The following is a 14,336-nucleotide window of genomic DNA, read 5'->3' as shown; positions in this document are numbered from 1 at the left end:
ATGAATTTCAAGGTTACAACATCTATTTTAGGGTTATTTTTTCTGGTTTTTGCTTCTCTGTCAAAAGCTCAGGAACCGTTTAAAAATTTCGAAAAAGAAAAAACGTACATCCAGACCAACCATGTTTTTTATAAACCCGGTGAGGAAATGTACTTTAAAATTTACACGGTAAAGGCAGAAAATAATCTTCCCGCCGATCAGAGCAAAGCCGTCAATTTTGAATTGATTGATCCAAGCGGAACGGTCGTAAAAAAAGCCAAATACGAAATTACAAATGGTTATTCGGAAGGCTATTTTTATTTTAACAGCGACATGAAGGGCGGAATATACAAATTGCGCGCTTTCACCAACTGGATGCAGAATGAAGACGGAAAAAATGCTTTTGAGAAGGAAATTACCCTCCAGAAAATTGTCTCGCCAAGAATTCTGATGAAACTGGAATTCCCTAAAAAAGGATACGGAGCTGGAGATGAGGTTCTTGCCGATTTTTCGATGAGAAGTCTCAGTAATCTTCCGATTCCTTTTTACGAAGGAGATTACACAGTAATGCATAACGGTGAAAAGATTTCAGAGGGAAAGCTGATAACGGATAAAGAAGGGAAAAATCAACTGAAATTCAGACTTCCCGCTGTTTTAAAATCTTCCGATGCGCTGTTAACCATTAAAATCAATTTCGACGGTTTTACAGAATCTATTTCAAGAAATATTCCGATGGTACTGAATAAGCTTGACGTGAAATTCATGCCGGAAGGCGGAACTTTCATTAATGGGATCGAACAGAATATTGCCTTTAAAATTTTGGATGAATTTGAAAAACCTGTCGATGCAACTTTGGAAATTTTTAACCAAAACCATCAGAAAATTACGGAGACTTCAGCGTACAATTTCGGGATGGGAAATTTTATTTTAACCCCAAAAAAAGGCGAAAATTATTATGCAAAAGTATTGAAACCTGAGAATATTTCAGCCGTTTATCCGCTTCCGATGACAAAAGATGAAGGAATTGTTTTCAATATCAATAAAGAAAATCAGAAGATTGTTTTTAAAATCCGATCAGCAGATGAAAAAGATGTTATTATCAAAGGAAATTTCCGTGAGAAAGAAATGTACAGCAAAACCATTTCATTAAAAAAAGGATTGAATGAATTAGAACTTCCGGAAAATGAACTTCCGATCGGTATTTGCCGATTTACGGTGTTTGAACGAAATATTGCTTTGGCAGAACGCATTGTCTTTACGAATGAAAACAAACAGATGAATGTGAAAGTAAAACCGGTAAAACAAAATTATCTTCCGAGAGAAAAAGTGATTGTGAATATCGAAACCACAGACGAAAATAACAAACCAATTCCCGCAAATCTGGCTCTGAGCGTTGTGGATGATAAACTCTGGACGTATGCAGACGATAAGCAAAATCATATTCTTTCGTGGCTGCTGATGGATTCCGAGCTGAAAGGAAAAATTGAAAGGCCTCAGTTTTATTTCGATAAAAAAGAAGAAAAAAGAACCAGAAGCCTCGATTTGGTGATGCTTACCAACGGTTACCGTTATTTTGAAATGACTCCCGAAGTGATCAAAAACAGAAAATACAAATATCTTCCCGAAAAGAAAAATCCCATCTACGGAATTGTAGAAGATGAAAAAGGAAATCCTGTAAAAGCCGATGTGTATTTCCTTGAGGACGGTAAAATCCTGAAACAGACGACCTCAGAAAACGGCTTGTTTTATTTTTATGATCTCAACAGAAATTATTCCAATAAGCTGATTGCGAAATCTGTACAGCCAAAACAGCAGGTGAAAATCCGGATTTTATCTTACAGACTGGCAATAAATCCTTTGGCTGCAAAATCTTTGAATAATATTAATGTAGAAGAAATTGTAAAAGAAACCGTAAAAGAAGAAGGTAAAATAAAACTGCGTGAAGAGGCTGAAAAGGAAATTCCGAAAAACACTTCGTCCGAAAACAGACGTTTCCGATCGGTTTCAAGAGGAAGCATGAGAAGTGATACCATAACATCTAAGAGAATAGAAGAGGTTGTAGTGACGGGAGCAATGGGAATGAAGAAAAAAGAATTGCTTACCAGTTCCGTAACAACTATCAGAACTGAGGAAATTCAGAATCCAAACGTTATGTCTTCTTTAGCCGGAAAAGTTTCAGGACTTGTTATTACTCCCACCAATCAGCCGGGAGGTTATCTCAATGTGCAGATCCGGGGAAATGCTTCTGTTGCCAATAAAAATCCGCTGTATGTTGTGGATGGTGTTCCTGTAGAGAATTTTAAAACAGTCATCAATCCGAGTGATATCAACAGTGTAACAATTTTAAAAGATGCCGCTGCAACGGCTATTTACGGAAACAGAGGTGCAAATGGTGTGATCGTCATTAATTCTTTGAAGAATTTCCGGTCTCAGATAAAATTTGATATAACCCCGAAATCATATTACGCATTGGTGAATATTCCCACTGACAGTCTGGTTTCGTACGAATACACAAGAAATTTTTCTTATCCTGTCTACAAAACGACAAACACTTCTTACAGACACGATTATCGCGAAGCTCTGTATTGGAATCCTGTTGTGGAAACAGGGAAAAACGGAAAAGCACAGGTTGAATTTTATAATTCCGATGCCAGTTCTACTTTCAGAATCATGACGGAAGGAATTTCCTCTTCAGGTTTAATCGGGCGTGATGAAACAACCTATGCCGCTCAAAGTCTGATTTCAATAGATGCGAAACTTCCGCAATATCTTACAAGAACAGATCTGATGATGATTCCGGTGGTGGTTAAAAACAATTCTCCGGAAACCAAAAAGATAATGATGGACGTTATTGTTCCGAATCGTGTTAATGTGGTACAATCAGATAGCGCGATTACCTTGAAACCTTTGGAGTCAGGCAGATTATTTGTGAAAATCCAGACCAATGAAGTGGTGGAATCGAATATTCAGTTTACCGTAAGATCAGAAGATTTCAGAGAAACCATGATTCTTCCCTTTAAAGTTGACGAAAAAGGATTTCCGCACCGTTATTCAGTTATCAATAACAAAACAGAAGACCTTAAAATTGATATTCCGGATTATATTGAAGGCAGTTTCTTTTCTTCTTATTATGTGTATGAAAACAATGCACTGCAGATGTTTGAAAATATGGAACGCCTGAAGAGGGAACCTTACGGATGTTTTGAGCAGCTTTCTTCAACGGTTTATCCAAATATTTTCATTCTGGATTATTTAAAACAGATTAAAAAAATTACACCGGAAACCGAAAATCTGGTGATCAAGAATATGAAAAAAGGCTATCAGAAAATGCTGAGTTATAAAAACCGTGACGGTGGATTCACTTACTTCGGATCTTCGGAATCGGATGTTGCACTTTCTGCTTTTGCATTGCTTGAATTTAAAGATTTGAAAAAATATGTGAATATTGAACCTAAAATCATTCAGGATCTTACCTCTTTTATTTTATCCAAAAAAAATCAGAACGGAATGTTTGAAGTAAGAAGAGACTATGAAAAAAGCAATCCGTATTCAGAATTTGCATGGTCGAGAAATATGTATGTTTTGTATGCGTTGTCTAAAACCGGAATCAAAAATCTGGACGATGCCTACGAAATCAATCTGAAACGTGCTTTGGCTACAAAAGATGCTTATCAGTTGGCTTTAATGGCAAATATTTCTTATAATTTAGGCAAAAATCAAAAGTATAAAGAGTTGGTTGCTCTTTTAAACAGTCAGTTTGAAGGGAAAAGTTTAAAAACAAAAACCACTTTTACAGGTTCCGGAGGATTTTCTGCAAATGCTGAAACACTATCACTTTATCTGATGGCTTTGCAGAAAGATGAGCAGTTGAGCCAGTTAAAAATTGCTGAAGTTGCAGATCATTTAATCAATTTCAACGGATATTATGGCTTCGGTTCTACTCAGGCAACAACTTTGGCTTTGGAAGCATTATCTGTATTTTTTTCAAAAAATGAAAAATTATACGGTACTGAAAAACCTTTAATAAAAATAAACGGAGCAGAGATCAGAACGAATAATTCGGTGGGTTCTGCTTTTAAAAACGGAGAAAATACAATCAGCATCAATTATCCTACACAAAGAGGACTTCCTTACAAACTGGATTATGAATATTACACGTTAAAAGCTCCGAAAAGTGCAGAAATTCCTTTAATTCTGAATACAAAATTAAAATCTGAAACAGCAAAAACAGGAGAGACAGACCGAATGATAATTACCATTCAGAATAAAATAAACAATCAGCTTCCGATGGTGACGGCGAAAATAGGAATTCCGGCAGGATTAACTTTACAGAATGCTTTGCTGAAAGATCTTCTGGATAAAAAGCAGGTTTCCTATTACGAAATTTTTGATAATTATCTGGTTCTGTATTGGGAACATTTTGATGCCAACGAAATAAAAACCATCAATCTGGATCTTAAAGTGGAATTTGCAGGAGAATATACAGGAAAAGCAAGCAACGCATACCTTTATTATATGCCGGAAGCAAAATTTTGGAATGAAGGAATAAAAGTCAGAATTCAGCCTTAAAGCTTATTTTAAAGTCGTGTAATTTTTAACTGTTTGATTTATATTTAATTAAAAAGTCTGTTTAAACTTTTATTTAACCGCAAAAGTCACACAAAAGATCTGCTAAATTTTTTATTTAAAGTTGATTATTATAAATGAAAAAGCTCACCATAGTTTTTAAAAATCTTTGATTTTTATTCTTTTGAGTGCTTTGATTATTCTGGAAATTCGCTTTAACATTTTCTTTTGTCCCTTTTGCGGTTAATTCTGAAATTAGTTTAAACAAGTTTAAATTATAAAAATGAAGAGGGTGAAGTTTTAACAAAAAAATATCAACTCCACTGCAACTTTTCCGAAAATCTGCATCCTTAAAACAGAGAAACGGAAAATGATTATATTTTCAGAAAAATAATACATATGAAAAAACTAGGAACTACCATATTGGCTTTGATGTTGGTAATGGGCTGTAAAACCAAAACAGCGACAGATCAGCAAAAAGAGACCCAAAAATTAAGCATCGAAAAAGACAAAGATCAGGACGGCGTTAAAAACCGGAAAGATAAATGTCCTGAAATCGCAGGACCGATAGAAAATAAAGGCTGTCCGTTACCAGATATGGATGGCGACGGCGTTCCCGATAAAGATGATCAATGCAAAGAGCTTTCAGGACCTGTGGAAAATAATGGCTGTCCTTTTCCTGATACCGACGGAGATGGAATAATAGACAAGGATGATGCCTGTCCGACGGTTGCCGGACCCGCAGAAAACAACGGCTGTCCGTGGCCGGATACAGATGGCGACGGAATTCTGGATAAAGATGATGCGTGTCCTACCGTTCCCGGATTACCGGAATATAACGGCTGTCCGAAACCGAAATCGGTCGTGGCTATGGAGATTGAATCTTCACCGCGAAGTTTATCTGCTGCGGGAGCAAAATCGATATCAGGTGTAAAGATTAGTAAATCCAAAACAAAGGGTAAGAAAACAAAAATTTATGAAGAATTTCCGGATGCAGGGAAACTTACAGCAGGAGAAGTAAATGATTTCTCAAAATGGAATTACTGGCAGGATATGGCGGTTCCTGTTTTATCAGAATATAAAAATCAATGGAAACTTTTCCCTGATAAAAGGGTTTCTGTTCAGTTGGTTAATAAAGACAAAAAACCAGTTATTGGTAAGAAATTAAGGTTGTTGAATGATAAAAAAGAAATTATTTGGGAAGCAGTTTCGGATAATAAAGGAAACGCAGAATTATGGATCGCTCCAAGAATAGATTATCAATCTTTATCGAAGAAATATTATATAACAGACGATAAAGGAAAAACTTTGTCAGCTAAAGCAAATTTATTTAAAAAGGGTGAAAATATAATTACAATAGATGCGCCATGTCTTCAAAAAAGAAATTTAGATTTAGCTTTTGTTGTAGATGCTACAGGATCGATGGGGGATGAGATTTCTTATTTACAGGCAGAATTATTGGATGTACTGAGAAAAGTTGAAAAAAAACTTCAGAATACAACAGACGTTCGTTACGGTTCTGTATTTTACAGAGATCAGGGTGATGAATATGTAACGCGTGAATTTAATTTTTCCGACAGAGCTGAAAATTTGGTGAATTTTATTAAAAAACAAAATGCTAATGGAGGTGGAGATACTCCTGAAGCAGTTGTTGAAGCATTGGATTCTTCAATTGATAAACTTAGCTGGAGCAAAGAAAATTCTACAAAAATTATTTTTCTGATTCTTGATGCATCACCACATTATTCTGAAGAAAATATTAATAAAATATATAATAAAATAAAACTGGCAGCAAAAAAAGGAATTACAATTATTCCTTTGGCAGCGAGTGATACAGATAAAGAAACGGAATATATTATGAGAACGTTTGCTTTGCTTACAAACGGAACCTACACATTCCTTACCAACCACAGTGGAATCGGAAATCATCACATCGAACCAACAACAGATTCTTACGAAGTGGAAAAGTTAAATGATTTATTGTTGAGGCTTATTCTGCAACGTTCAACAATATCTTCTTGTCAGAAGCCGTCTAATAATGAATTTATTAATAAAAAAATTGAAGTAGAACTTGAAAATGAAGAAAACCCTAAGGTTAAAATCTATCCAAACCCTACAAAAGGATTAATTAACATACAGTCGAATAAACAGATTGATGAATTATACCTATATGATTTCAGTGGTAAAATTTTAATCAAACAGGAAAAATTACCAAAAGGAAATAATAAAATAGATATTACTTCCTATCCTCAAGGTGTTTATTTAATGAGATGTTTATATGGAAAACAATGGGACGTATTTAAAATTATAAAAAATTAAAGTTAGTGTGAACAGGCATTCTCAAAGGATGTCTGTTTTTATTTTAAATAAACTTTCAAAAATTATTGAAAGTTCAAAAATTATTATTACATTTGTATCAGAAATCAAAAGCAATATAAAATGCAACTTTCAGAAGCTAAAGAAAAATACATTCAGACTTGGGGTACATTTGCGACCAATTGGGGCATTAACCGTACGATGGCACAGGTTCATGCTTTGCTTTTAGCGAGTGGTAAAGCGCTTTCTACCGATGAGGTGATGGAGCAGCTTGAAATTTCAAGAGGAAATGCCAATATGAATCTTCGTGCACTGATGGATTGGGGAATCGTAAGAAAAGAATTTGTAAAAGGCGACCGTAAAGAATATTTTGTTGCTGAAAAAGACGTTTGGTTTTTATTCAAGCAGATTACAAAAGAAAGAAGAAAGAGAGAGATTGAGCCTGTAATTTCGTTTCTGGAAGAACTGAAAAATATTGAAGATAAAGATTCTGACGAAGCGAAAGAGTTCATTAGATTAATGGACGATTTCAGTTCTGTAACGGGGAAAATAAACAATATTATGGATCTTGCCATAAAAAGTGACGATCATTGGTTGGTTGGGAAGATTACGAATTTACTGAAGTAAAATATGAAAAAGTGCCTGATAATTTTTTTTGTAATTCCTCTTTTAATAAGTTGCAAAAAAGACATCATTGCCACCTTTGATATTCACATTGAAAATCTTGACAAATATGATGAATCTGAACATGAGTTATATAAATTAGAAATTTACAGAAACAATAAAATTTTCAAAGTATTTAAGTCAGAATTTCCGTTTAATTTATGAAAAAAAGATTAATATAGCCCAAAGTGGCTAATAAAGAGTAGTTTACAAGAGTGGGAAATCCAATCGGTAACGATTTAGTAATGGTGCTTACTGCACTCGCTTTCATCTGATTACCTTGTAAATCAATACTGCAAATATAAAAAAATAAAGGGTAAAGTACATAGGTGCTTTACCCTTTTTTTCTTTCCTCTCATACAAAAATTATGAAAAAAAATTCCCCCACTGTGGGGAACCTGTGATATTTATTCCAGTATATTTTCCAAATTTTGGTTCATCATCAATAGATGTAATTCCGAAACAGATAGTGATAACTTTTAAAAGACTAAGCTATGGAAATCCTGTTGAGTAAAATATTATCGCAAATAAGGTATCAAGAAGATAAACTCGCTTCCGATTTGATGCCAACGGCGGAAAAGGCGTATCAAATGACCTTATTCCTGAATGAAATGCTTCTTAAAGTAAAAGCCAAGATTGTGCAAAGTGGGTTTAAGAACGAACAGCAGGAAATTAACTTTTTTAAGAACATCAAACCCCAAATCTTAGGAAAGCTCATCTACTACAATAAAGTATTTCGATTTGAAACGACCTGTCCGGTCAGCACAGGGAAAATACATCAGAGTTATTACGAGAATGAATTAAAATCTCTCAAATCAGAATATAAGGAGAGTATTTGCAATACCTATTTTTACAGGTACTACCGTGCAGGAAGAACAGACCGTGACCACAGCTATTTTATGCTCGGAAAAATTAATTACCACGATGGTTTAAATAGCGGAGTTTTTGAAATAGACCTTAGCTTTTCCACTTATTACGATAACAAAATAGCCCATATTATTGCCAATGAACTACTCTATACTTATTTGCTAAACAAAATCAATCCCGAAGAAAATCCTGACTTCGTTTTACTAAATGACGATGTGAATAAGGATATTTCGTGGACTAATTCGCAAAACGCACTTATCGAACTGATATATGCCCTGTATGCTTCCAGTTCTATCTCACACGGAAGTATCGGTATCAGAAAACTGGCTTTGATTTTTCAAATCCTGTTCCGAACTCCTGTAAATGATATACATCACGCTTTCCACAGAATGAAAACCCGTGCAGGTTCCCGAACGGCATTTTTAGACCAGCTTAAAGTTTCATTGGAAGAATATATGGATAAAGACCTTTGACTATTAAAAGGCATTGGTTCAAAGCAGTACATTTATGTGTACTGCTTTTTTTTACCCATATCTGCCAATTGGCAAATGAAGGCAAAATAACGTAGTTAATAATTCAAAAGCCCTCGAAACCCTTATTAAACAAGGGTTTTTCCCGATTGCAAAAATTTTCAAAAAACCGTCAAACCAATTGGCAGACATTGGCAGACAAACTTTGCCACCCTTAGCAATTTTGCATTGTGAACATTAATAGCAATGCAATGAAAATAATCACTATCGAAGAAGAAGCGTGGCAACAGCTCAACAGCCGTATCAATGCGATTGCCGATTATCTCAAAAGGTTAAATGATACAAGCTACGATGACTTGTGGCTGAACAACCACGAGGTATGCCAATACCTGCACATCAGCGAAAAGACTTTGTGGCGTATGCGTACCAAAGGCGAAATAGCTTATTCAAAACTTTACGGGCAATACTTCTATACGATTGGAGCAATCAAGGATATGCTCAATGCCAATGCTATACAAAGCAATGATGAATTTGTACAGGAGCTTATGGCAAAAGGCAAAAGCTATATCAAGAAAGGTAGAAAGCTGAAATCAGGTAAATCTTAAAACGTGCGGTTATGAACATTGACAGAATGGAATTTTTGGCGTGGATGGAACGCCTAATGGAACGCCTCGATATGCTGGGCGACAATATAGACAGCTTACAAAAGAAACGCAACAGCATTGACGGAGAGGAATTGCTCGACAATCAGGATTTACTGCAAATGCTGAAAATCAGCAACCGTTCCCTGCAACGGTATCGCTCCATCGGCAAGTTGCCCTATTACACCATAAGTGGCAAACTGTATTACAAACTGTCTGACGTGCATCAGTTCATCAGGGAAAGTTTTAATCCGCCTTTACCCAAACTGAACGCCAATGGATGACAAACACTGCCTTTGACTGCCATATCAGGCAAGTGAGCAAACGCTTCATATACATTCGGCATTTGAACTTTAAAATATTCAGATTATGAGCGAAGAAACAGAAAACAAACAGCAAACTCCCGAACAGTTATCGGATATATTACTGGTATTGGATAAGCAAAAGAATAAAATACAGGCGGTTACCGGCATAGACGAAAACGGCAAATTGAAGACTACTGACCCCACAAAGGAAAACCAAAGCCAGTTTATGCGTGTGGATAAGCACGGCGATTTGTTCTCCAACTTCTTCTCTAACTTTTGGAGGCAGTTAAAAAATCCGACCAATTTTTCATTCTTCAAAGTATCGGCTGATGAAGCCGTAGATAAGGCTAAGGAAATGCAAAAGCAGGTAGATAATCCTACACCCGAAGGCGAAAAGGAAATGAAAAAGAACGAGGTAAAAGCCGAACCCGAAAATGAACAAAAACAAGAAAATAAAAATGATATGGCAACAACACAGACAACACCGGATACCAGCGAATACCGCTACAAGCCGGAACAGATTGATTGGGAAACAATGAACAATCTCGGAATAGGCAAAGAACGCCTTGAAAAAATGAACCTTTTAGACCCGTTGCTAAGAGGTTACAAGACCAATGACCTTGTACCTGTAAGCGTAAACCTCGGCGGGGCTATTGTTCGCACAGATGCCCGTTTGTCTTTACAGACTGCACCGGACGGAACCGTAGTGGCAGCGATACACGGTATCAGGAAAGAGCCTAACCTGAACTTTGAGTTTTTCGGACACAAGTTTACCGATGAGGATAAGAAAAACCTGCTCGAAACGGGGAATATGGGTCGTGTGGTTGACTTGACCAATTCCAAGACAGGCGAATTGATGCCGTCAATTATCAGCGTGGACAGGCTAACCAATGAGCTGATTGCCCTGAAGACCGAATTTGTCAAAATTCCCGATGAGATTAAGGGTGTAAAATTGAACGATGAGCAAAAACAAACCTTGATGGAAGGCAAATCGCTTTATTTGGAAGGAATGATTTCTAAAAAGGGCGATGAGTTTAGTGCCAATGTACAGTTTAATGCGGATAAAAGATATGTTGAGTTTCTGTTTGATAGAAGTAACAATAATCAGCAAACACAAGAAAACCGGCAGAACAATCAGCAAAGCCAACCGCAGGAAGCTCCGAGAACTTTTAGAGGTAAGGAACTTGATGATGAACAATACAATAAGTTCAAAGCTGGACAAACTGTTTATATAGATGGTCTGATAGATAAAAAAGGACAAAAATATCAGGGCTACATCACGCTCAACAAAGAAACTGGCAAAACAGATTTCTCGTTCCAAAATCCCGACAAGCTCAAAGCCCAAGCGAAACCAACCGAAGCCCACAAAACGCAGACTGCGGTTAATTCCGAGGGAAAAACCAACGAAGCAACCAAGAATATCAAAGAGCCTTTGAAATCGGGGCAGCAAACACCCAAAAATGAAAAACAGCAGGAACAACAGAACAAACCCAAAGCACCTGCAAAATCCAAAGGCGTAAAAAGATAGTGAATAATGAAAACAATTATTGCAGAAAAACCAAGCGTAGCAAGGGAAATAGCCGGACTTGTGGGAGCATCCGATAAAAAGGACGGCTACCTTACGGGTAACGGCTATTTTGTTACGTGGGCATTCGGACATCTGATAGGATTGGGAATGCCCGAAGATTACGGCATTTCGGGGTTTGACAAAGCATCCTTGCCGATACTTCCAAACCCTTTTATGCTGACCGTTCGCAAAGTCAAAAAAGACAAAGGCTATCAAGCCGATGCTGGTGCATTGAAACAGCTAAAAGTGATTGAAAAACTGTTTAACCAAAGTGAAAGCCTCATCGTGGCAACCGATGCAGGTCGTGAGGGCGAACTCATCTTTCGGTACATTTATGAGTATCTGAAATGCTGTAAGCCCTTTAAACGGCTTTGGATAAGCTCGCTGACCGAAAAAGCCATTAAACAGGGCTTTGACAACCTAAAAGACGGAAAGGAATTTGACGGATTATATCAGGCGGCACAAGGCAGAAGCCGTGCCGATTGGCTCGTAGGCATCAATGCTACACAGGCATTGAGCATTGCCGCAGGCAACGGTATTTATTCGCTCGGAAGAGTGCAAACGCCTACACTGGCTTTGATTTGCAAACGGTATATAGATAACAAGAATTTCGCCGTACAGAAATATTGGCAGATACAATTATCCCACTCTAAAGAGCAAATTGATTTTAAAAGTATTTCTGCTACCAAATGGCAGGATAAAAAGCTGGCAGATGATACATTAAAATCTATTGAAAGGAATGGTAATACTGTAACAGTTACTTCCGTAGAAAATAAGAATATAACGGAGCAGCCGCCTTTGCTTTTTGACCTCACAGGCTTGCAAAAGGAAGCCAACAAAAAGCTGAACCTCTCTGCTGAAAAAACTTTGAATATTGCTCAAAGCCTGTACGAAAAGAAATTCATTACCTATCCACGTACCGGGAGCAAATACATCCCCGAAGATATGTGGGCTGAAATTCCCAACCTCGTGAGGGCATTGCAGAACAGGGAAACCTGCAAAGCTGCTTTATCCAAAATTAAATGGGGGCGTTTCAATAAGCGTATTGTAAATGATTTGCGTGTTACCGACCACCACGGATTGTTGATTACAGATAAAGTCCCGTCCGTTTTGAGTGCAGACGAAAATGCGGTGTATGATATGATTGCCTTTCGCCTGCTCGAAGCCATTTCGCAAGCCTGCATCAAAGAAATAACCGATGTTTCCTTACAGGCAATGCACTATGATTTCACCGTAAAAGGCTGTAAAATTTTGGAAGCAGGCTGGCGTATGATTAAGGGTAATTTTTCGGAAGATGATGCAGAACCTATACAGGATTTGCCCGAATTGAAAAAAGGCGATGAACTTAAAATAAAAGAAGCTGCCATTCTCGAAAAGAAAACCAAACCTCCTGTGCTTTATACCGAAGCTGGGCTTTTGTCGGCTATGGAAACCGCAGGTAAGGAAATCGAAAACGAAGAAGAACGGAAAGCCCTGCAAAACATCGGTATCGGTACTCCGGCTACAAGAGCCGCCATTATCGAAACACTGTTTACCCGTAACTATATCCAACGAGAAAAAAAATCTTTAATACCAACCGAAAAAGGATTGCAGGTTTACGAATTGGTTAAAGACCGAAAAATTGCGGACGTGGCTATGACCGCAGAATGGGAACTCGCTTTGCAGAAAATTGAGAACAACGAAGCGAATGCCGGAAGTTTTCAAAAGGAAACGGAAACCTTTGCAAAGTCCATTACCGATGAATTGCTGCAAACCTCCATTGCTCAAAACAGCCTCCCTAAATTGGTTTGTCCGAAATGTAAAAGCCAACAGCTTATTATCCGTGATAAGATTGTTAAATGCTCCGATGAAGTTTGCGGCTGGATACAGTTTCGCAATGTGTGCGAAGTGCAAATCAGTATTTCCGATATTGAAAACCTTGTGAATAAAGGGAAAACCAATCTTATCAAAGGAATGAAAAGCAAGGCAGGAAAGAAATTCGATGCTTATATCGTATTGGATGCCGATTGCAAAACCTCTTTTGAGTTTGATAATAAAAAGCCAAAAAGATAATGACCGATATTACCATATCCCAAAAGGAAATAGCACCGCTTATCCATACCATTAGGGATAAGCAAGTTATTCTTGATGCTGATTTAGCAATGCTCTATCAGGTAGAAACAAAAGCCCTAAACAGGGTTGTAAAGAGAAACCAAAACCGCTTTCCCGAAACTTTTTGCTTTCAGCTTAGCGAACAGGAAGTAAAATCTTTGAAGTACTAATTTGGCACTTCAAACGTTGGACGGGGCGGGAGGCGTACGCTACCCTTTGCATTTTGTGAGCAAGGAGTGGCAATGATGTCCGCATTGTTGCGAAGTGATATAGCGGTAAAGGTCAGCATTGAGATTATGAATGCCTTTGTAGAAATGCGGAAAATGCTTATCAGCAATGCTTCGCTGTTTCATCGTTTGAATAATATAGAACTGAAACAACTACAAGCCGACCAAAAATTTGAGGAAATCTTTAAGGCATTGGAAAGCGACAAGCTCCACAGCGAAAATGGCATCTTCTACAACGGTCAGGTTTTCGATGCTTACGCCTTTGTGTCGGATATTGTACGAAGTGCCAAAAGCTCCATTATCCTGCTGGATAACTACGTGGACGATACAGTGCTGACTTTGCTGGGCAAGCGCAAGGAAAATGTAACCGCTACAATCTATACCAAAACTATCAGCAATCAGCTACGGCTGGATGTACAACGGTACAACAGCCAGTATGCTCCGATTGAAATTGAGGTTTTCTCCGATGCTCACGACCGCTTTTTGATTATTGATAATGCAGAACTATACCACATCGGGGCATCTCTCAAAGACCTGGGCAAAAAATGGTTTGCCTTTTCGAGAATGGATATTGAGGTCGGCAGGATGCTCCAAATTCTAAACAATCCATAAAATGAACCTCTGAATTTTCAGAGGTTTTTTAT

General features: G+C 37.5%; 8 protein-coding genes and 2 pseudogenes. All 10 read left to right on the top strand.

The window, feature by feature from the left end; all coding sequences use genetic code 11:
* The 10 genes and pseudogenes from H6W52_RS08535 (at position 1) to H6W52_RS08495 (ending at position 14,304) form a co-directional block, all read left to right on the top strand.
* On the top strand, positions 1-4,548 hold the full coding sequence (locus tag H6W52_RS08535; RefSeq protein WP_116099941.1) for a TonB-dependent receptor plug domain-containing protein: 4,548 nt from the start codon (positions 1-3) through the stop codon (positions 4,546-4,548).
* A gap of 501 nt (positions 4,549-5,049) precedes the next feature.
* Positions 5,050-5,421: pseudogene (locus H6W52_RS21215) on the top strand (thrombospondin type 3 repeat-containing protein); the annotation flags it as partial.
* Positions 5,416-6,864, top strand: a complete 1,449-nt coding sequence (locus H6W52_RS08530; protein WP_308196702.1) for a VWA domain-containing protein — start codon at positions 5,416-5,418, stop codon at positions 6,862-6,864. The pseudogene H6W52_RS21215 and the gene H6W52_RS08530, both read left to right, overlap by 6 nt.
* Positions 6,865-6,984: 120 nt before the next feature.
* Positions 6,985-7,488, top strand: coding sequence for a GbsR/MarR family transcriptional regulator (locus tag H6W52_RS08525; RefSeq protein ID WP_116099944.1), 504 nt, complete (start codon positions 6,985-6,987; stop codon positions 7,486-7,488).
* Between the two features lie 530 nt (positions 7,489-8,018).
* A complete protein-coding gene (locus H6W52_RS08520; protein WP_002996078.1) occupies positions 8,019-8,864 on the top strand; it encodes an RteC domain-containing protein in 846 nt (281 codons plus the stop codon).
* A 248-nt stretch (positions 8,865-9,112) separates the two neighbouring features.
* Complete coding sequence (locus H6W52_RS08515; RefSeq protein WP_002996076.1) at positions 9,113-9,466, top strand: helix-turn-helix domain-containing protein; 354 nt, start codon at positions 9,113-9,115, stop codon at positions 9,464-9,466.
* 11 nt (positions 9,467-9,477) lie between these two features.
* Complete coding sequence (locus tag H6W52_RS08510; RefSeq protein ID WP_002996071.1) at positions 9,478-9,786, top strand: helix-turn-helix domain-containing protein; 309 nt, start codon at positions 9,478-9,480, stop codon at positions 9,784-9,786.
* Between the two features lie 85 nt (positions 9,787-9,871).
* Positions 9,872-11,335, top strand: a complete 1,464-nt coding sequence (locus H6W52_RS08505) for a DUF3945 domain-containing protein (RefSeq protein WP_002996066.1) — start codon at positions 9,872-9,874, stop codon at positions 11,333-11,335.
* A 6-nt stretch (positions 11,336-11,341) separates the two neighbouring features.
* Positions 11,342-13,426 (top strand): type IA DNA topoisomerase, encoded by a 2,085-nt coding sequence (locus tag H6W52_RS08500; RefSeq protein WP_002996062.1) that lies wholly within the window; start codon positions 11,342-11,344, stop codon positions 13,424-13,426.
* Positions 13,426-14,304: pseudogene (locus tag H6W52_RS08495) on the top strand (ORF6N domain-containing protein). Before H6W52_RS08500 ends, H6W52_RS08495 begins: the two are co-directional and overlap by 1 nt.
* Positions 14,305-14,336 lie beyond the last annotated feature (32 nt).

The sequence above is a fragment of the Chryseobacterium sp. C2(2020) genome (genome assembly GCF_014218915.1).
GTDB lineage: Bacteria > Bacteroidota > Bacteroidia > Flavobacteriales > Weeksellaceae > Chryseobacterium > Chryseobacterium mucoviscidosis.
The sequence above is the reverse complement of the archived record's forward strand: the minus strand, read 5'-3'. Positions and strand labels throughout refer to the sequence as shown.